The organism is Mesorhizobium sp. LSHC412B00, assembly GCF_000503035.1.
Taxonomy (GTDB): Bacteria; Pseudomonadota; Alphaproteobacteria; order Rhizobiales; family Rhizobiaceae; genus Mesorhizobium.
Map to the genome: position 1 here is coordinate 126,428 of NZ_AYWB01000011.1, position 18,748 is coordinate 145,175.

Annotated in this window: 18 protein-coding genes and 3 pseudogenes; 15 read left to right on the forward strand and 6 right to left on the reverse strand. The window is 59.5% G+C overall.

What is annotated here, in order from left to right; translation table 11 throughout:
- Nucleotides 1-135: 135 nt before the first annotated feature.
- Entirely contained in the window at nt 136-1,074 is a 939-nt protein-coding gene (locus X757_RS144545) for a LysR family transcriptional regulator (RefSeq protein WP_023694079.1), read from the reverse strand.
- Nucleotides 1,075-1,382: 308 nt separating this feature from the next.
- On the opposite strand from X757_RS144545, the pseudogene X757_RS1000000169750 reads away from it, so the two are divergent.
- The 7 genes and pseudogenes from X757_RS1000000169750 to X757_RS1000000169565 form a co-directional block, all read left to right on the forward strand.
- A pseudogene (locus tag X757_RS1000000169750) lies at nt 1,383-1,529 on the forward strand (arginine ABC transporter permease ArtQ); the annotation flags it as partial.
- Nucleotides 1,530-1,671: 142 nt separating this feature from the next.
- Nucleotides 1,672-2,079 carry an ABC transporter permease subunit gene (locus tag X757_RS1000000168075; RefSeq protein ID WP_373432847.1) on the forward strand — a complete coding sequence of 136 codons (408 nt, stop codon included), beginning with the start codon at nt 1,672-1,674 and terminating at the stop codon, nt 2,077-2,079.
- Nucleotides 2,080-2,091: 12 nt separating this feature from the next.
- Nucleotides 2,092-2,889, forward strand: coding sequence for an ABC transporter permease (locus X757_RS144540; protein WP_023726951.1), 798 nt, complete (start codon nt 2,092-2,094; stop codon nt 2,887-2,889).
- 120 nt (nt 2,890-3,009) lie between these two features.
- A pseudogene (locus X757_RS1000000169755) lies at nt 3,010-3,102 on the forward strand (ABC transporter substrate-binding protein); the annotation flags it as partial.
- 109 nt (nt 3,103-3,211) lie between these two features.
- Nucleotides 3,212-3,895, forward strand: coding sequence for a transporter substrate-binding domain-containing protein (locus tag X757_RS01000000165055; RefSeq protein ID WP_373432848.1), 684 nt, complete (start codon nt 3,212-3,214; stop codon nt 3,893-3,895).
- A 57-nt stretch (nt 3,896-3,952) separates the two neighbouring features.
- A complete protein-coding gene (locus X757_RS1000000169560; RefSeq protein WP_306413634.1) occupies nt 3,953-4,567 on the forward strand; it encodes a CapA family protein in 615 nt (204 codons plus the stop codon).
- A gap of 2 nt (nt 4,568-4,569) precedes the next feature.
- Entirely contained in the window at nt 4,570-5,205 is a 636-nt protein-coding gene (locus X757_RS1000000169565; protein ID WP_306413635.1) for a CapA family protein, read from the forward strand.
- Nucleotides 5,206-5,221: 16 nt separating this feature from the next.
- Here the strand turns inward: X757_RS1000000169565 and X757_RS144535 are convergent, their stop codons facing one another.
- On the reverse strand, nt 5,222-5,731 hold the full coding sequence (locus X757_RS144535) for a helix-turn-helix domain-containing protein (protein ID WP_198024412.1): 510 nt from the start codon (nt 5,729-5,731) through the stop codon (nt 5,222-5,224).
- A gap of 145 nt (nt 5,732-5,876) precedes the next feature.
- Between X757_RS144535 and X757_RS144530 the strand changes: the two genes are divergently transcribed.
- The 5 genes and pseudogenes from X757_RS144530 to X757_RS01000000165070 all read left to right on the forward strand — a co-directional run bounded on the left by X757_RS144530 (nt 5,877) and on the right by X757_RS01000000165070 (nt 10,580).
- A complete protein-coding gene (locus X757_RS144530) occupies nt 5,877-6,098 on the forward strand; it encodes a helix-turn-helix domain-containing protein (RefSeq protein ID WP_023726952.1) in 222 nt (73 codons plus the stop codon).
- 1,012 nt (nt 6,099-7,110) lie between these two features.
- Nucleotides 7,111-8,613, forward strand: a complete 1,503-nt coding sequence (locus X757_RS144525) for a winged helix-turn-helix domain-containing tetratricopeptide repeat protein (protein ID WP_023726953.1) — start codon at nt 7,111-7,113, stop codon at nt 8,611-8,613.
- A 187-nt stretch (nt 8,614-8,800) separates the two neighbouring features.
- Nucleotides 8,801-9,550, forward strand: coding sequence for a thermonuclease family protein (locus X757_RS1000000169435; RefSeq protein WP_280938705.1), 750 nt, complete (start codon nt 8,801-8,803; stop codon nt 9,548-9,550).
- Entirely contained in the window at nt 9,474-9,635 is a 162-nt protein-coding gene (locus tag X757_RS1000000169760; RefSeq protein ID WP_352723686.1) for an excalibur calcium-binding domain-containing protein, read from the forward strand. Before X757_RS1000000169435 ends, X757_RS1000000169760 begins: the two co-directional genes overlap by 77 nt.
- A gap of 234 nt (nt 9,636-9,869) precedes the next feature.
- Nucleotides 9,870-10,580, forward strand: a pseudogene (locus tag X757_RS01000000165070) (SOS response-associated peptidase).
- Between the two features lie 270 nt (nt 10,581-10,850).
- On the opposite strand, the gene X757_RS144520 reads toward X757_RS01000000165070, so the two are convergent.
- Nucleotides 10,851-11,693 carry a plasmid partitioning protein RepB C-terminal domain-containing protein gene (locus X757_RS144520; RefSeq protein WP_245275086.1) on the reverse strand — a complete coding sequence of 281 codons (843 nt, stop codon included), beginning with the start codon at nt 11,691-11,693 and terminating at the stop codon, nt 10,851-10,853.
- On the reverse strand, nt 11,600-13,291 hold the full coding sequence (locus X757_RS144515; RefSeq protein WP_084629601.1) for a recombinase family protein: 1,692 nt from the start codon (nt 13,289-13,291) through the stop codon (nt 11,600-11,602). The genes X757_RS144520 and X757_RS144515 overlap by 94 nt, the downstream gene beginning before the upstream one ends.
- Before the next feature lie 113 nt (nt 13,292-13,404).
- Here X757_RS144515 and X757_RS144510 point away from each other — a divergent pair, with 113 nt between their 5' ends.
- The 3 genes from X757_RS144510 to X757_RS1000000168080 all read left to right on the forward strand — a co-directional run bounded on the left by X757_RS144510 (nt 13,405) and on the right by X757_RS1000000168080 (nt 15,023).
- Nucleotides 13,405-13,806, forward strand: coding sequence for a type II toxin-antitoxin system HicB family antitoxin (locus X757_RS144510; protein WP_023726956.1), 402 nt, complete (start codon nt 13,405-13,407; stop codon nt 13,804-13,806).
- A 199-nt stretch (nt 13,807-14,005) separates the two neighbouring features.
- Nucleotides 14,006-14,323, forward strand: a complete 318-nt coding sequence (locus X757_RS144505) for a YMGG-like glycine zipper-containing protein (protein WP_023690487.1) — start codon at nt 14,006-14,008, stop codon at nt 14,321-14,323.
- Between the two features lie 532 nt (nt 14,324-14,855).
- A complete protein-coding gene (locus X757_RS1000000168080; RefSeq protein WP_023669234.1) occupies nt 14,856-15,023 on the forward strand; it encodes a hypothetical protein in 168 nt (55 codons plus the stop codon).
- A 216-nt stretch (nt 15,024-15,239) separates the two neighbouring features.
- On the opposite strand, the gene X757_RS144495 is transcribed toward X757_RS1000000168080, so the two are convergent.
- Entirely contained in the window at nt 15,240-16,118 is an 879-nt protein-coding gene (locus X757_RS144495) for a YihY/virulence factor BrkB family protein (protein ID WP_023726957.1), read from the reverse strand.
- A 277-nt stretch (nt 16,119-16,395) separates the two neighbouring features.
- A complete protein-coding gene (locus X757_RS144490) occupies nt 16,396-16,605 on the reverse strand; it encodes a hypothetical protein (RefSeq protein WP_023669236.1) in 210 nt (69 codons plus the stop codon).
- Nucleotides 16,606-18,748: the final 2,143 nt, after the last annotated feature.

The following is an 18,748-nucleotide window of genomic DNA, read 5'->3' on the forward strand; positions in this document are numbered from 1 at the left end:
GGGGCCGTCGATCCAGCCGTTCGCGGAGCGCTCGCTATCGGTTTGGCCGTTCAGGCTAGCCATTCGCGTCACTTCGCAGAAAGCCTCCCGGTTGGGCTTATGCGGCACGTCCCAACCGAAATAGACCATGGCCGGCTAGGACGACGTCTGGAGAAACTGTTGCTCTCTCGTCGGCGTCTTCGAAAACGCTGTGATTATCGCCTCGAGCGATACATTCAAGGCGTTGGAAAAGGTCCTGCCCCTCTGCCAAATCGCTACGTAGTGATAGAGCGCGGACGGTTCCACTGGCCTTACTCCCAGCTGAAACGCCGCGTACTCACGTGCGATGATCTCGTTTGTGATCGAAATGCCCAGGCCAGCCGAAACGTATCCGGCTTCGTGACCGTTGCAATCGAATTCCACCAGTATGTCCGGCTCAACGCCGGCGAAGCGCAAGGCATTGAAGTTCATCTGGTGGGCGGCAAACTGGGGATCGATATCGACGATCGTTTCGCCTGCCAGGTCTTGCGCCTCGATACAGGTCTGTTTTGAAAAGCGGTGGTCGGGATGAAAAATGCATACGTTTCGTGCCGACCCAAGCGGCGCCCATTCAAACAAGCCTGGATCCAGAGGCAGTCTCGAAATTCCAAGATCGGCGCGGCCGGCCAGGATGTGTTCGCCGATCTGCTCGTAGCTTCCAGAAATCGACCGGACATTCGAAGCGGTCTGTGAGCGGATAATCGCCACGACCTTGGGCAAGGTCACGAAACCGAAAACAGAAGGCGCGGCAATCGCGATCCGCTGCTTTTCCTCGTTCTTCATCGCGAAGATCGACGCTTCCAGCCGATCCAGGGACGTCAGGGCAAGTTCTACGTTTCGCAGAAGCTCCCAAGCTTCCTGCAAGGGGACGATGCGGTTGGCTGATCGCTTGAACAGTGTGATGCCGAGCGTGGTCTCGAGTTGCTTCACATGTTGACTGACGGCCGGCTGGCTTATCCCGAGCGCTGCCGCCGCCCGCCTTGTCGAACCGGCCCGCAACACTTCCCGGAAGACCTTCAGTTGACGGAGCTTGAGGTCGCTCTGCAACAACTCCATTCCCTGCGCGCCTTTCCCTGATAACCACCCGGCGGCAGACAACGCCAACCTGGGGAGCAACGAACTGCCTCAGTATATAACGACGCGTTATAGATAAAATAATAAAAGTTATAGATTGAGTGTGTAATTTCAAGCGTTAGAATTGGCCGGTATCTCAAGTTAACTCCACATTATAAATATAACAACTCGCAACCTTGGGTTATATGGTTTGGTCTCGGCAATAAAGACCGACATATCCTGCGGCAATTGCGAGCCGAGGAAAGCGCCCCATCGGTGGTTTTACTACTCAGTTTGTTGTCGCACTTACCGTGACCATAAGCCTGGCTCTTGTCAGCGGCTGCCTGGGTACGGCATTCGGGCTGTTTTTGGCGATTTCGAAGGGCACGGCAAAGCCGCGCCTCAACGCGGTCGTGGCCGCCTACACCACAGTCGTCCGTGGTGTACCAGAACTTCTCGTTATCCTGCTCATCTACTTCGGCGGAACCACGCTCGCCAGCAAGATCGCCGGCCGGTATGTCGAGGTGAACGCATTCACCGCAGGNCATCTACTTCGGCGGAACCACGCTCGCCAGCAAGATCGCCGGCCGGTATGTCGAGGTGAACGCATTCACCGCAGGGGTTATCGCGCTCTCGGTCATTTTCAGCGGTTATGCGACCGAAGTGTTTCGCGGCGCGATTGCGGCAGTGCCAGCGGGCCAAACCGAAGCGGCAAAGTCGCTTGGGCTGAACGCCTGGCAGCGCTGGATGTTCGTCATCGGTCCGCAGATGCTGCGGCTGGCGCTGCCTGCCTATGGCAATCTCTGGATTTCGCTCTTCAAGGATACCGCACTGGTCTCGATCGTCGGCCTGACCGACATCATGCGCGTTGCGTATGTGGGGGCCGGATCCTTGCGCGCACCATTGACTTTCTACCTTGCGGCCTCCGCTCTCTATCTCTCGCTGACCACCGTCACGTTGCTGTCGATCCGGCTGACTGAGCGGCGCTATCCGGCTCTCGGCCGGTAGGAGGGAAGGCCCATGAACCTCGGCTTGATATTTGACGCACTGGTTGTCTTGCCTTCGGGCGTTGGTCTCACTTTGACCCTGACGGTCTTGTCGCTGACGGCCGGATTTCTTCTTTCCGTGCCGCTGGCCTTCATCCGCGCGTTCGGACGTCCCGGCTTCTCGCTCGCGGTGCTCGCATACACCTATGTGATCCGCGGAACGCCGATGCTGGTTCAGCTCTTTCTGCTCTACTACGGCCTCGCTCAGATCGAGGCGGTGCGAACAAGCATCTTCTGGGTGATCCTGCGCGACCCCTTCTGGTGTGCCCTTCTGACATTTTCGCTGAACAGCGCGGCACACACCACCGAGATCCTGTGCCGCGGTCTCCAGTCCGTGCCGAAGGGTGTCACCGAGGCGGCCACATCTCTCGGCTTGAAACGCTTCCAGATCGCTCGCCTGGTCACCTTCCCGATCGCTTTCAGGATATCGCTCCCGGCCTACGGCAACGAGATCGTCGGGATGATCAAGGGCTCGTCGCTCGCGAGCACCGTGACGCTGCTTGAGATCACCGGCATGGCGAGACTGATGGTGTCGACCACGTTCGCGCCGTACGAAATCTTCATCGTCGCCGGAGCGATCTACCTATCGCTCACCTCGATCGCGGTGAAAGCGATCCAGTTGCTGGAGCGATGGCTNCATCGTCGCCGGAGCGATCTACCTATCGCTCACCTCGATCGCGGTGAAAGCGATCCAGTTGCTGGAGCGATGGCTGTCGACCGACGGCCATCCGGTTCGCCGACGAAAGGCGCGATTGCGCCCCGCCCTACCTGACCCAGAGATCACGACGCCCCTGCCCTGACGCCTAGGTTCTGGGCTCCCCTTTCCATCCAACCAACGAAGAGGTGCATCATGCGCATACCCCTGGCTATTGCTGTTTCTATCGTATCCCTGATGTCGGCAGTCCCGGCGAGCGCGCAAAGCGAGCGCGTCATATCGATTGCCGCTGAAGGCGCCTCGCCGCCCTGGGACGGCACCGACGCGAACGGTCAACTCTATGGCTACGATATCGATGTTGGGCAGGAGCTGTGCCGTCGGATCGAGATCAAATGTACCTTCGTCCCGCAGGATTGGGACGGGATCATCCCGGCACTGCTTGTCGGCAAGTTCGACNATCGAGATCAAATGTACCTTCGTCCCGCAGGATTGGGACGGGATCATCCCGGCACTGCTTGTCGGCAAGTTCGACGTGATCATGTCTGGCATGGCGATCACGGAAAAACGCAAGCAGTCGATCGCGTTCTCGATCCCCTACGCCACCGGCTTCAACCAGTTCGTGGTGCGCAAGGACCTGGGTCTCGACGCCGGCGACACCAAGGAAAAGGTCAACCTTTCGACCATCGGCGACAAAGAGAAGGCAACCATCGAGCGCCTCAGATCGACACTCGCCGGCAAGGCGATCGGAGCCTTGCGCTCGTCCAATTCGGAAGCAGTCGTGAAGGAAATGCTGGGCGATGTCGTGACCATTCGCAGTTATGACAGCCAGGACAACATGAAGCTCGATCTTGCCGCGGGTCGCATCGACGGCGGCCTCGCCGACTATTTCACCTGGCGCGATTTTCTGGAGACGCCTTCCGGCTCGGATGTGGTGTTTTTCGGCCCTGAACTGAATGGCGGGCTCTGGGGGCCGGGCGTCGGCGCAGGTCTGCGCAAAGACGATACGGAGTTGCTCGCCAGGTTCAACGCGGCCATCGACGCGGCCACCAAGGATGGGACGATCAAGGCGCTGAGCCTGAAATGGTTCAAGAGCGATATCTCNGGCAACCGACTTCGACATTGACGTGGCGCTGGCCGGAACGCCGGCGCCTGCGCCCTACCCTCCTTCAAGGCGAGTTCCATGAAAGACCAGTTCTGCGCGGTCGTCACCGGCCAATCCCTGATCAAGCACGACATACGTGACGTCAAAAACGAACGCTTCATCGCGGTTACGGATTTCCTGCGCCAAGGCGACGTCGTCTTCACCAACTTCGAGTCGACGATCCTGGGTAAGCACGGCGGGTGGCCGACCAAGGGCAAATACTTCGGATATTCCAGGGCTGAAGTGCTCGACGCATTGCAGGCCATCGGTTTCAACGCGCTTGCTCTGGCAAACAACCACGCCTTCGATCTCGGCGCTGGCGGCATCCTCTCGACCCTGGAGGAAGTGGAAGCGCGCGGTCTCCTGCATGCCGGCATCGGGGCCGACGAGACTGACGCGAGGAAACCGGGCCGCCGCCGGCTGGGCGCGCGCGAGGTCGCGCTTCTTGCGATGGATGCAGGCCCCGGCCCGACCAACATGTATGCCGAAGACCGCACGGCCTTCCGGCCGGCTCGGCCCGGCGTCAATCGTCTGAACACCTGTCGCAAGATCGGGGTACCGGACGGACATTTCAGCAGACTGGCAAGGCTGGGCGCTCATTTGCAAAGCTCCCCTTTGAACTGGCCAACTATGCGCAACCGGAGGACCCGGTAGAGGTGTCGGCCGGCACGGAGATCAATTTCTACGGCACCGTGTTCACGCAAGCCGCAGACTTCGGCCGTATGATCGAAGTCGATCAGCAGAGTGCAAGTGTCCATCTGGCCGCCATCCGGCACGCGGCGGCACAGGGCGATTTCGTCATTGCCTATCTGCACCACCATCATTGGGAACCAGGCTGGCAGGACGTGCCGCGCTGGGTGCAGACCTTTGCTAGGATGTGCATTGACGCCGGCGCCAACCTCTTCGTCAGCCACGGCGCTCCGGTGCTGCAGGCGGTGGAAATCTACAATGGCGCGCCGATCTTCTATGGCCTCGGAAATTTTCTCTTCCACGTCCACGCCGACGAAACCGAATGGGATCCACCGGAAGTCTGGCAAAGCATCGTCGCCGCTTGCCGCTATGACGCCGGCGGAAGCCTCACAGAAATAGACCTCCTGCCCGTCGCGATCGGGGCGGAAACTCAGTCTCCCGGATCCGCAACGGGCAGACTGGTGCCCGTCGCCATCACTGGAAGCGAGGCGCGAGACATGCTTGAGGAATTCGCGACGCGCTCTCGGGCGTTCGGCGTCGAGATCAAAGTATCCTCGGCTTGCGGCCGCATCACCGTGCCCGCTGCCCGAAAATTCGGCTGACTACCGCGATCGACCGTCAGACGGTCTTGCATTCGGCCGGCGCGGACTCGCCGGCCGTCCCGCTCTCTGCCTTCGTGTCTAGCAGGACCAGTTCTTCCCCTAGCGCTGAGACCAGGGACGAGATGCGACCACGCAGACGCGGTGGAAGGTTCACTAGCCCCTCAATCAGGCGCCGACCCTCCGCGCTGGCGATGAAATCCAGGCGCTCATCGACCGGCAGGGGCCGCGCCTCGACGCGGGTCTCATCGTTTCCCGGCAGACCTTCGAAGAAGCGGCTGACAGGAACGCCGAGCGACCTGGCGATTTCGTAGAGCATCGAAGCGCTCACGCGATTCCGCGCGTTCTCGTATTTCTGGAGCTGCTGGAAGCTGATGCCTATGGATCGGGCAAGTTGGGCCTGCGATACGTCCGACTGGACGCGGACGGTCGCAATCTGCCTGCCGACATGCTGATCGGCGGGATGAGGGTCACTGTCGATCTTTGGCTTCGGCTCCGTCCGAAGGAGGACGAAGCGCTGCGGTTTCAACAAGGCTTTTCGATGCTCCATTAGCCAGCCGACAGAGAGTCTGTCGGTACGTTATCTGAAAGCCGAATCGCCATTTCGTATACCTTATAGGGTGTAAAAGAACCCTATCGGTAGCAAAGAAAATCTGCCTGCCAATTGTGGACCCATGGTCAGTCCACGACAGATTCGAGCCGCACGAGCTTTGCTGGGTTGGTCTCAGCAGGAACTCGCTGACAAGGCTATTGTTTCGCTTAACGCGCTGGTCCGGTTGGAAAACGGCAAGGTGGATTCCCGGATTAGCACTTTGCAGGCCATTGAAGCGGCCCTGACAAAAGCGGGGGTCGAATTCTTGTCTGTAGGCAGAGAGGTGAAGGTGTCCGGCTCTTAAATCCTCGGGCTTGATAGTGAGTTTGGCGGTCTGGTTTCTGTTCAGGTCCTGCTGCTGAAGGCACACCCATTCAGTCTGTTCATGAGCCTGCCGACATCCGCACCGCGCGCTAGTGCAGGACTAATTGATCGGCTCGCGCCCGGATCGCTGTAAGCAAATGCGCTTAGGCTGAGTCTCGCAGCTGCATTTGTCGTTCCCACAATTGCTCTCCTGCGGGTGACGAGAGACAAAGTCGTGGTATTGTCGGAGTCAGCCACGATCCGAACTCCACACAGCTTGGGTTGTGGCTAGGCCGAACGACGTGTTGTTGCACGACGTTCGGTCACGAAGAGTGAACCACATTACGTACATACCGTACATTACGGACACCGCTATTGTCAAACGTTCCTGATCCTGTCGACAACAAAACTGAACGCTTCGAGTTGCGGCTCTCGACCGACCTACTTGCTCGCGTAGACGAATGGCGTCGCACTCAGCCAGATCTTCCCACCAGATCGGAAGCGTTCCGGCGATTGGTGGAGGCTGGTCTAGCTTTGAAATAGGTTGCGGCTTGGTAGAAATCATCTCGAGTGCGCTTGGCGAGCAGAATATAACTCGCCTGGCCATTTTGCTAAGCTAGTACCCGTTGAACGCGGGTGCGGTGGCCAAACGGCACCTGCGACGAGTGAAACTACCGAAAACGGGGCGGAGTCATGACCGAACCAGGTCGCGATATTTCGTCGTCCAGTCGCTTCGCCGCCCGCTGTCCTGGCCGTCTCGCGTACTGGCGCCTGGCACCCAGCCGCATGCATAGCTCGGGCATGCTGCTTAAAAGGCACCCTTGCTTCTCCACCCATGGCCCGAAATGGCCGCGCGGCAATGCCGCCTTGTTGCGCAGCGGCCAGCGCCCGATCGCTATCTTCTGATCGATGGACAGGTGGCCGCGTTCTGGGCATAGGCCTCGAAAGCGCCCCGGGGATTAAAGCGGTGCCGACACTGTTCCGAAATCCGCCGGAACGTCTAATATGCCCAGATGCAGGGGACACGCATCGCTTTTGGTCCGTTCGTACTCGATCCCGACATCGGGACGCTCCTGAAAGAGCAGATCCCGATCGTTGTTGGGCATCGTGGGCTGACGCTGGTTGCTGCGCTCACGGCCCGGCCCGGCGAGATCCTGACCAAGGCCGAACTGATGGACGCTGCCTGGCCGGGAACCGCCGTTGAGGAAGGCAACCTTACGGTCCAAATAGCGACACTGAGAAAGGCACTCGGTCCGGCTGACAACGGCGGCGAGTGGATCGCCACGGTGCCTCGCGTCGGCTACCGCTTCACCGGGACTGTCGAGCCGGTGGCGAGCGCATCCCGCAGAGCGATACCAGAGTCCGGCAAGCCGTCGATTGCGGTCCTGCCTTTTGCCAATTTGAGCGGCGATCAGGACCAGCAGTATCTCAGCGATGGCATAACCGAGGACATAATTACGGAGCTGGCCAGGTTCCGCTCCCTCCTTGTCATCGCGCGCAATTCATCTTTTCAGTTTCGCCATACGGCATTGGACATTGCCGAAGCCCATCGCAAACTCGGAGTTCGCTACCTCGTCGAAGGCAGCATGCGAAAGCTCGGTGATCGCATTCGGATCACCACACAATTGATTGACGCCGCCACCGGCACCCACCTGTGGGCCCAACGGTACGACAGGGCCCTCGACGACATCTTCGCATTGCAAGACGAGGTTGCGGCTCTCATCGCCTCGATGGTCGAAGGCCGGGCGGAGGCCGATTCGACGAGCCGGACAAGACGCAAGCCTCCCGCCGATTGGGATGCATACGACTATTACCTGCAGGGGCGCGCGCAGTTCTACCGGTATGAACTGGACATGGCCGAGCCCCTATTCGTCCGGTGTGTCGAGCTCGATTCGACGTTCGCTCAAGGCCACGGCTTCCTCGCGCAGGCCCTCGTCGGCAGATTTTGGTACGACAACGATCCGCGGACGCTACAGAAGGCCTGGGAGTCGGCACGAACGGCGCTCGCTCTCGACAGGAGCGATGGCGTCTGTCACCAGAGCATGGGGCTGGTGCTTACGCACATGCGCCAGCACAGCGATGCGGGAGTGCATTTCGAGCAAGCGCGCTCGTTGAACCCGCTAGACATGAACATAGCGGGGGACTATGCAAGCTGGCTCAACTACGGCGGACGGGCCGAGATGGCGCTGAACGTGCTCGAAACTGCGCTCCTGCGCGACCCGTTACCTCCAATTTGGTTCTGGGAGGTGAAGGGCAGCTCCCTCTTCCTGCTTGGAAGGTACGTGGAGGCCATCAGTTCGTACCAGAAGGCCGGCGACCAATTCTTCATTCATGCGTTCCTCGCAGCGGCGTACGCACATTTGGGCGAGACGCAGAAGGCGCGCGTTGAAGTCGAGGAAGCACTGACGAGGAAACACGACCTGACTGTCCGGTTGTTTTCAGGTTTCCCGTTCGCCGACCAGGTTGCCCTCGAGCTTTTTATGTCAGGCTTCAGAAAGGCGGGTTTTCCCGCGTGAATGCACCTTCGGGAGCGCGCCGGTCAGGCCCGACAGCCGAATGCACCCCAACAGGCCATCGAACCCGCTTAACCGAGATCGAAGTCGAGGGCGTCGGCACGCATCGGCTTCCGCGCTAGCATTCCGCGCGTCTCGTCTTCTGGACTCTTTGTTGAAACAGTCGCATCCTCCCTGCGGGGAAGAGGGCGTGGACAAATACCGATACGACAATCGATCTGATCGCTGGCGAAAGCGAGCCGGTGCCAAGCATAGCCGTGCGCACCGATGGGCGAATGTGCCGCGGCGCCTGATTTTGGTGACTGCGGTAGCGGCTGGCGCTCTGGTCGCGCAAACCGCCATCCAGCACAGCGAAAGTTTGCCAGAGATCAATGCATCGAACTGGTTCGGCTCGAAGCCGGCGCCGATCGCCGGTGTCGCGTCTGTGATCGACGGCGACACGATCGAGATCCACGGACAGCGCATCCGCTTGAACGGCATCGATGCGCCCGAGAGTAAGCAATATTGCGACGACGGTAAGGGCTTCGAATACGCCTGCGGGCGCCATGCTGCCCAAGCCTTGCACGAGTTCCTGGCTGCATCGCGTCCGTTGCACTGCAGCTTTGTTAACCGAGACCGGTACGGCCGGCTTGTTGGGGATTGCGATCGCGCCGACGGTCGCAACGTCCAGAGCTGGCTTGTCGAGCGGGGCTTGGCACTAGATTGGCCGCGCTACAGCCACGGAGCCTACGCAGGACAGCAGGCGAAGGCCCAGGCAGCGAAAGGTCGGTCTGTGGGCTGGGGCGTTTCAGGCGCCATGGGATTGGCGCGCAGAGCATGCGAACGGCACCACCAAGCCGTCTGCAAAACAACCACTCGGCATGATGAGCAATGGGCAGGTGGCGCAGAGCTATTCTTGTCAGCCGCGGCGAACTTGTCCCCAGATCAGTTCGTGCGATGAGGCTAATTGGTACTTGGCCAACTGCTCTTGGGGCGGCAAGCTCGACCGCGACAAGGACGGCGTTCCTTGCGAGAGCCTTTGCTAAGTCGGCAGTGAGAGGGACATGGCATGATCGTTGTCGGCTTTGCCTTTTTGCCTCCACAGCGCACACCAAGGCGAACTCTGCGGTCGCCCAGAGCCTTCCGCAAGGCTACTAAGGCAATCAATCGGCCACCGCCGCCGAGAAACGCAGCGTCTGGCGCCGCAGCGACGAGTATAGGAGAATTCCGACCTTGGCCCGCTCAGCGTGCCTGAACTCCTGCGCAACTGAGGCAGAGCGATGTGCGGACGTTACACCAAATATCTGTCGTGGTCGGAAATCCACCGGCTCTACCGCCTGACTGCGCCGGCGGAGACGGGCCGCAACGACGAGCCCCGGTACAACATCGCGCCGACTCAGGATGTCCCATTCGTCACTGCCGGTGAGGATGGCAACCACAGGCTGCGTGAAGGGCGCTGGTGGCTGGTCCCTTTCTGGGCAAAGGAAATGCCCAAGGCGGCTATGTTCAATGCCAGGATTGAGGGCATCGATACAGCGCCCGCCTTCCGCGACGCCTACAAGTCCAAGCGCTGCCTGATCCCTGCCGATGGCTTCTACGAGTGGACGATATCGCCTGCCGACGGCAAGTAAGACCCTTGGCACATCTACCAGCCAGGCCACGCGCCTTTCTCGTTCGCCGGGCTTTGGGCTTACAATTCCAATCTCGACATAACCAGCTGCACCATCATCACCGAGCCTGCCGCAGAACCGATGAAGCAGTTGCATGATCGGCAGCCTCTCATTCTCGACGCGGCCTACTATGACGCCTGGCTGGACCCGGCGACGCCCAAGGACAGCCTCAAGGACATTCTCAGCCACGACATCGACGGTCAGCTGCAGTTCAACCGCGTTGGACGTGAGGTGAACACGAGCGCCGTCAACAAANCAAGGACATTCTCAGCCACGACATCGACGGTCAGCTGCAGTTCAACCGCGTTGGACGTGAGGTGAACACGAGCGCCGTCAACAAGTTGCCCAACGACCATCCCGGCCTGGTCGGGCCGATCAACCCGTTATGAGCGACGAACCGAGCCGGCTTGCCGAAGGGATGACAGCGATTCCGCGCGGCCGAGAGCCGATCGAAAATCGCTTTGCGAGCATTCTGGCTGCGGCAAGCTCGGCGGGTTTGGGTTTTCGAGGCCTGGACAGAAGTCAGATTGGTTCTGTTGTTTGCATCCCGGCGACGGCGATCGGTTTGTATAGGAGTTGACGTCCGACCATCTAGCGCCCCTGTTCGAGGCATGGCATCGAGAAGCTGTGAAACTCTTCAAAATGCCCCGGAAAGGTCCGGGCGAGATACCGCACCACTCTGGAATTATCCATCAACCGGTCGAAAAAGCGGTTGGCTGCGACAAGCTCCAGGCCCACCTGGCCATGACGTTCCGCGGCGCTGAGAACCGCAAGGCTTAGCGCGCCGACATCGAGCACCATCGCGCCGCGCTGGTCTTCCGCCTGTGTGGTGATCGTTGAGAGATTAAAACCCTCGACCAGCAGGGCTTGCGGTGTCAGAGCGACGAGTAGTCTCGCGTAGGTGATCCTGACCCGGTCCATCGCCACCATCAGCCGGGCAATCTCCAATTGCCTGGCTGGCAGCACCTTCTGGAGCAACCCGAAGATTTTTGTTTTCACCGGCGCGTCCCGAAGCAGGTCGAGGACATCAGGGCAAATTCCGTTAACGGCTTTCCGGTTCTCGCCTGTCTCGGAAGCGGGTTTTCCGGGAGAGCAGAACATTTGCGGCTCGCGGGTCGCGCCACGCAACCTATGTGCCAGTAGGCTTGGCATTGTCCTGAAGCCCTCGGACACCAGCGTGGCGCAGAATTGCTTGTCGCGCATCATCAGGTGGAGCGCCGCTACTATCCGGTCTAGGCTCTGTTCAGACTTAGCCGCTTGCGTGACGAAATCGCGCATGCGTTTGCATTCCGTATCGTAGGTCGCCAAAAATTCGTGTGAACGAAGCCTCTTCTTGGACCCTAATGCGCCAGCAACAATATTGCTCGCATGTCTGTCGCCACCCTTTTCCAACGCACGGTAGGCGGCGTCCTTGGGTAAGCGCTTGACTGCCAAGCCACGCCCCCCACAGGCTCTCGCTCTGCCAGCCTGACAATGGGATTGAGCGTGGGAAAAATATAGCTGTCCAGCGGTATCCCATTGATGGCATGCAGTTCCGATTTGCCAGCGATCTCATGCGCAGGCGCAATCAAATAATCCCGGACGGTCAGGTCGCCGGGATTCATACGGATCAGGACGAAAATGTCGGGTAGTGGCCGTTTATCGGCCTTGGAAAACCAGCGTGGATAGCCGAAGCCGGAAACCCTGCATCGGCCCATTGTAATCGCCACCGTGATCTCCTCGTTTATCCGCAGGAGGTCCATCGCCATGTCATGGGCAGCAACCCCGCCCTGCTTATCAATCGCGCCCACAAGATCCCGGATAATCTGCAGCCTCATTGATTCCAGGTGCCGGTTCACGCCGATGAAGCGGTAGTTTTTGGATGGCTCGTATCCGATCAGTTCATAGGCTTTGACAATGGTTCCAAAACGCCACTGGTAGCGTTGGGCCGGCGGGCACCCCGGATCGGCGTCGATCATGGCCAACGACAAGGCGCCACGGCGAGCCAGAAGTGCCCTAAGAGCAGCCAGCATCTCGTCGTTGGTCATGTGGCGATAGATGGTCTTGAGCACGATCTGCGCCCGGTCGAACAGTTTGCGGTCGACGATCGGCTCCAGGACGTTTTCCACCCGCACCCACTGTTCGGGGGGATTACGGACTTGATGGCTTCTCAGCCGGGCCGAATGCTTGTTCCAGACGCTGTTGCCAATGTAATTTTCGTTGGTCAGCACCGAGTGGACGGATTCCCGCGTCCATGGTCGCCGCAAATCGCTGAGCACGCCGCGCTTGTTCAGCAGTCTTGCCATCTCCAGCTCTGTCTTGCGTGTTCTGACAAAGTGACTGAAGATCCACTTTACTGTCGCAATCTCGTCAGGTGGGCCGAGCACCAGAACTATTCGATCCGTCTGCTGGCTCTTGTATTCGTGGGATGAAAGGATGCCTTTTGAACGGCCGTGTTGATCGACAAGCAGGCGCCGCAGGCCAAAGGCGGCCTTCCCGCCCTGCCGGAAGCCCAGCCGGATCAACCTCGCCTGGCCGATGAAGACTTTTTGCGAGAGCATTCTGCTCTGCTCGGCAGCCATGCTCCGTTTGATTGCTTTGAGGACGTCTGACCCGATGCTGCCGTCGTTTGCGAATTGCTCGGCGCAAAATTCGATACGGACGCCGGCCATCTGGCATCGGTATTCGTAGGCTGCGCTTTCATCAATGTTCTGAAAACGCCCCCAACGGCTTACATCATAGACCACAACCGTCTCAAAATCGGCTCGCCCACTTTCGACATCGGCCAACAGCTTCTGAAGACCGGGGCGCCCTCCAAGGTTTAAACCGCTGCGACCGAGGTCCTCGTAAGTGGCGACAATGTCGTAAGCCATGATGTCGGCATAGTCGCGAATGGCATCCGCTTGGTTGTCGATCGAGTAGGTCTGGTGTTCCGTCGACATGCGCACGTACTGCGCGGCGCGAACTCTAGGCACAGTCTGGTTCCCGCCATCTAACTTTGGCACTTTCCCCACACTCTCGACCGTTGCCCAGGCAATGTCTGCCTGGGGCATGCCCAACCTACTAGGCAGCTTCCTACGGTCCCATTAGGAATACCTCGACAGTTTGTGTCGAATGGCTCGATAGTCTGATCGAGCCTCGAAGCCGCTCCTTGGGGAACCGACCCGTGCGTCACTATATCGGACTGATCCACAAGCAAGCGGACAGCGACTTCGGCGTATCCTTTCCCGATTTTCCGGGCGTGGTCACCGCCGGCACCAGCCTGGACGACGCCCGCGCCATGGCCGAAGAGGCCCTGGCCTTCCATCTCGAAGGCCTTGTCGAGGATGGCGAAGCCATTCCCGAGCCATCGTCCCTGGAAGATGTCGTGTCGAACAATGACAATCTCAACCGGGTCGCCGTCCTGGTTGCCCTGAAAGCCGAGGCGAAGAAGGTCGTGCGCGTCAACGTCACCATCCCGGAAGATGTCCTCAACCACATCGATCAATATGCGGAACGGCATGGCTGCAGCCGATCTGGATTCCTGATCGCCGCCGCGCAAAAGGCGATGCGCAACGAGGCAGCGTAGCTGCTCCTCAAGCGGATTCAAACCGATGCGCTATTGACCTGTTCGCGCAGGCCGTTTCCGCTTTGGCAACCATTGTCTTCAAGGCCCGAGAAACCACGTCTCATTTCGTGAGCGGGCGTGCCGCCGTTTGGCCGCAATGCGCCAGCAACTGGCAACCATTCGCCCCGATCCGCGTTTGGGGCTCCAAAGGAGTTCCAAGATGATCATCAGACAAACCATTGCCGCCGTGCTCATGACTGCAGCACTTGCAGGCTGCGCGACTCAAACCGAACAGCAGCAGAGGGCAACCACAGGCGCACTCATTGGCGGCGGTGTCGGCGCCCTCGCCGGCCAGGCACTGGGCGGCAACACCGAAAGCACGGTCGTGGGTGCCGCCGGCGGCGCCTTGCTCGGCGCCGTCATCGGCCAGTCGACCACGCCGCAGCGCCGCGGCGAACAGCTTTGCCGTTACCAGGACCGCCGCGGCCGGATCTACACGGCGCCTTGCGATGATCGCTATTACAACAACGACTATTGATCCAGCCTCCCTGGAAGTGCGGCTCTCTGACGTTTGCTGCCGCCCTTCCAGGGACCCGGGATCCGTTCGGCGTTTCACAATATGAGAACGCCCGCTAAGTCCATTACACCCTCTGCCTGATGAGCTTGCGCTTGGTGCTTGCAAGGATCACATTTCGCGGAAGCAACGTGAAGAGCTGATTTCTTGGCGCCAACAATGACATCGCATTGCCGCAGCTGAAATTGCCGACAGCGACTATCGGCTGCGGCTGAAGAGCAGGGGTGACGGTCACGGTGCCAAGCATCAAGGCGCCAAGCGCGCCTTGGCCAAGCCGAACGGCTTGCGCTGCATGCACAAAACGTGGGATAATTTGTTTGGTGGAGATTCTCGCTCACACCATCCAAAGGCCTCCTTCCGAGGCCTTTTTCATGTCATGGTAGCTGGCAACTGAGTGCCACAACCAATGGGTGACAGTCCCTGCCTAGGCGAAGAATTGCACTGCCGCCAAGGTCCTTCGACCGCTTTCACGTCGTAAGCTTGGAGAACAATCCCGATGCTCAACAGCATTGCGGGCTGGCTCGATGCTGCAACTGCAATTGCCATTATTCGGCTCCTGATTGACCTCATGAACCTGTACCGCTCCGCTGCCGCCAAGAAGGCGCCGGACGGCAGGCGCGCGAGATCAAAGCCGATACGCAAGCGCCGTCCGCGTCGCCGCTGAACCGCGTCTTCCTAACCAACTCAAACTGTGACCGCGATGGTTTGACCCACCAGTGACCCTTGCACTCATCATATGGCGTCGATCGTATCCAGCTCGCCTGCCCTGCTCGGTGATGCGGTCGGCGCCGACGGGTGATGATGCGGGTGGCGTCGCGAAGGCGGCCATTCGGTGCGCCGCGCGCCTAGTCGATTTGGTCTTTAGTGGCATGTTTTGCAGTCAAGCACCGTGAAGCACAGCATCCAGATCGGACCTGCTGCCGTGTCGAATGGAATAGGCGCGAGTGATTTCCGCACCGAAAAGAAAAATTTCCGCCGAGTAGTAAGCCCACAGCAGGATGACGAGCAGCCCACCGGCGGCCCCATATGAGGCCGCGACCGCGCTGGAGCCTATATACCAACCGATAAGCGATTTCCCGAGCGTGAACAGGGCAGCGGTTACAACAGCGCCAATCCAGACATCCCGCCATTCCAGGGTTCGATCAGGCAAGATCTTGAAGATAGCGGCGAAAATAGCTGCGAGGAGGACAAAAGAAACGATCGCGTTGATAACGGCCAGTACAAGTGTCCCGAACGGCAACTGTGCGTTGATGAGGTTGCCTAGGGCCGAAATCGCCGCGCTCGCGACTAGAGAGACGAGCAACATGAAGCCAAGTGCGGTGACCAGTCCCAGACTTACCGCACGTGCGCGCACCAGGCGCGACAACGAACTGCCCTGCGCTTCGACCTTCCATATCATGTTCAAAGACTGCTGTATTTCGCCGAAGACCCCGGAAGCGCTCACAAGCAAGGTGATGATGCCAATCACCGCCGCCCAGGTGCCGCCGGATGGCTTTTCGGATGCGCTCTTCAATGCGGTTTGCAGGATATTTGCGCTTTCTGTACCCATCATCCCTGTGATTTGGGCGGACAATGCCGCTTGGGCTGCCTCGTGACCGAATGCGAGACCCGCAATTGCAACCACGATGAGCAGAATTGGCGCCAACGATGTTGTGGCATAAAAAGCGATTGCCGCGCCATGGCTGAGAGCATTGTCGTTGACGAACCCAACGATGGCTTCTCGCACCATTGCCCATGCATTTGTGATCGCGCGATGCATTTTGCGCCCCAGTCGAATTGGCGTTCACTAGCAATGCACCAGCACATGTGATGTTCCGGTTGCGGGCTACTAACGCCCTCAGGGGGAGCAGGCAACGTCAGTGGTTATGCGCCGCGGTTGATGCTCTCGAGCACCAGCACTCTTTTTCCGGTCAAATCGCTGGGCTACGAAGCGAGCGGCCTTCTAGCCGGGGACCTCGATCTGAGCGTAGGCGAGCAGCCCGAACCGGTTTGCGGCAATAAGGTTCCCGGACCTGTCTCACCGTCTGCCCTGGCGGCTAATCCTTTTGCGCATCCGCGACGCTATTGTCGTCGCGATGACGTTGACGAAGGCGCTCCAGCAGTTCGCGTGAAACTTGAATCGCCCTGCGCGATTGATCCATGTTCTGGCGAAATGTGGCGCGTTCCTCCATGGACTTCTGCCACTTCAGCAAGGTGGCCGTATTCGCAGTGGCCGCTTGAGCGATATCTATGGGCGTTGCAACCATCGCATCCTCCCAAAAAGGCAATGGTAAACACCATCTTTATAGGCCCGCCGAGACCCTTTCTTCAATCAAAACGACCGTACGGATTCGTACGGCAAAATGGCTATTCGTGGGGGCGCTCGACGGCGGCTTCGTCGACCTCGGCTTCCATCTCGTCGTTGACGGTCTGAGTGATTCCCCTACTGCCCGGTAGGGTCCGTTTCCTGGCAGCGCTCCCTTCGTTCTTCATGGAACAGCTTGGTGTGCTCGTCCCACTGAAGAGGCGCTGTTCCGCGCTCTTGAACGAACTTTCCAAACTGCTTGCGCAGGTCGGCAAGGTCCAAAGCCCAAAGATGCTCACTGCTACCGGGGGGCGACATCGCGTTCACCAATCCGCCCATTCTCTCGAACTAAGTTGGCTTCGCGGTTGAGCCTTCAAGATGGCAATGCGAGATAATTTGCTCGGTTGCTAATATGCCTATATCTTAAGCAGCGCGGGGGGCCTCATATCTTCCCGCAGTGGCCGGTGCGGTTAAGCCCCCACAAGCTGCCCAACTGCACCGGCCATTCCTACGGCTGGGTAGGGTGTTCGCGCTCGGCAATCTTTTCCAAGAGCTTCCGTGAGGCCTCTAGGATGCGGCGCGTCTCTTGGATGGTCGATTGTAGGGATTCCAGTTCTCTCTCCGCCCAGCGCTGGCTACGGCGGGCGCCTTCGATGAACTGGTGGTCGGATTCCACTGGTCTTTCATGCGACTTAGCCTCTCTTCCAGGTGCCGCATGTTTCCGTCGTCACGGCTACATCCGAGGAATCGATCGCTTAGGTAGAATGTGTGGTCGTCGCCACGGTTCCATACAATTTTTGGAAGCCATTCCCCTACGGCTGGGTCCCAACCCGCAGTGGCCAAATAAGGAAGCGGCGGCCTATAGAAATGCGTGCCGATTAATTGCGGAGGCCAAGGATGGAAGCTGCAGTCCGGCCGTAGCATTTGCGGCGTTCAAGGCCGCCGCTATCGACCAGCGCTTGCTGCAGACGGCCAAGACAGAGTCTGGCGCTCGGCATGGCGGACAACGTGCCATAAACCATCGTGATGATGAACCGCCGTCCCCTAGTATCAAATATGGACCGACACATGGGATCTCGCTTGGTCGCGCGACGATGGGCTCGCACCGTACCGGGGCAGGTGTGATGCGAGCCCGGCCGAGTCTTGCGGGACCTCGACCAGCAGCGAACACCCACTCGCTGCCGTTCTATCAACAAGCCCCCAAATTTCAGGTTCCGCTTATGTACAAAAAAGCCGGTGAACGGAGCTTGGCTCATCGCTGCGTAACGCTTTCCCTGAGGGGTTCCGTAGAGCCACCAAAAGCCGCCGGGGGGGTGTGACCCGGCGGCTTGAACGTTCGGCTTACGGTGTTGGCTCAGGAGCCTGTTTGGCAGCCATCTCGTCGATCTTCTCGGCAAGCACGCCGTTGGCCCATTCGGTGACCTCGGCGTCTACCGGCTTGTTGGCCATATCGGCGAGCGCGTCATCCAGCGATGGGACGGCGGCAGCAGCATCGGTAGCCGCTATATTGGCGGCATCGAGCGCCGCCTGCGCTGCATCGATCTGCTCCTGGGTCGGGACTTGGTCGGCCGGAGTATTCGGGTCGTTCAATTTGGCGTTCAACGCGTCGACTTCGGCTTGGGCGGCATCTACCGCGGCTTGGGCGCCCTTGGCGGCCGCCGACCCTGTCACATAAGCCTGAATGCCGGCGAATTTTTTGCTCTTGGAGTTCATATAGGCGTTGATGTTGCGCTGCAGCGAGTTCAGCCGGCCAAGCTTGGCGTGAATGTTCTTGTCCTTAGGCGTCGCGGCGACCTCAATGTCGTCGACGGCGACCTGGTCGTCNGCCAAGCTTGGCGTGAATGTTCTTGTCCTTAGGCGTCGCGGCGACCTCAATGTCGTCGACGGCGACCTGGTCGTCGCCCGAGGTCTTCTTTCCGGCGTGAGCCGATGCCGACTTGCCGTGCGAAGCGGCTGTTGCCGGACTTGCCGCCATTGCCGTGACCACCACCATTGCCGTGACCACCACCATTGCCGTGACCACCACCGTTTCCACCCGCGCCAGCGAAAGCAGGAGCGGTCACTAGCGCAAGCGCGGCAAGCGCTGCCAACAGCGTTTTTCGGGA

Excerpts from the sequence above, each read along its gene's own strand:
- X757_RS144545 (WP_023694079.1), bottom strand. The coding sequence starts at position 1,074 with ATGGAGTTGTTGCAGAGCGACCTCAAGCTCCGTCAACTGAAGGTCTTC.
- X757_RS1000000169560 (WP_306413634.1), top strand. The coding sequence starts at position 3,953 with ATGAAAGACCAGTTCTGCGCGGTCGTCACCGGCCAATCCCTGATCAAG.
- X757_RS144530 (WP_023726952.1), top strand. The coding sequence starts at position 5,877 with ATGGTCAGTCCACGACAGATTCGAGCCGCACGAGCTTTGCTGGGTTGG.
- X757_RS144525 (WP_023726953.1), top strand. The coding sequence starts at position 7,111 with ATGCAGGGGACACGCATCGCTTTTGGTCCGTTCGTACTCGATCCCGAC.
- X757_RS1000000169760 (WP_352723686.1), top strand. The coding sequence starts at position 9,474 with ATGAGCAATGGGCAGGTGGCGCAGAGCTATTCTTGTCAGCCGCGGCGA.
- X757_RS144515 (WP_084629601.1), bottom strand. The coding sequence starts at position 13,291 with ATGCCCCAGGCAGACATTGCCTGGGCAACGGTCGAGAGTGTGGGGAAA.
- X757_RS144505 (WP_023690487.1), top strand. The coding sequence starts at position 14,006 with ATGATCATCAGACAAACCATTGCCGCCGTGCTCATGACTGCAGCACTT.
- X757_RS1000000168080 (WP_023669234.1), top strand. The coding sequence starts at position 14,856 with ATGCTCAACAGCATTGCGGGCTGGCTCGATGCTGCAACTGCAATTGCC.
- X757_RS144495 (WP_023726957.1), bottom strand. The coding sequence starts at position 16,118 with ATGCATCGCGCGATCACAAATGCATGGGCAATGGTGCGAGAAGCCATC.
- X757_RS144490 (WP_023669236.1), bottom strand. The coding sequence starts at position 16,605 with ATGGTTGCAACGCCCATAGATATCGCTCAAGCGGCCACTGCGAATACG.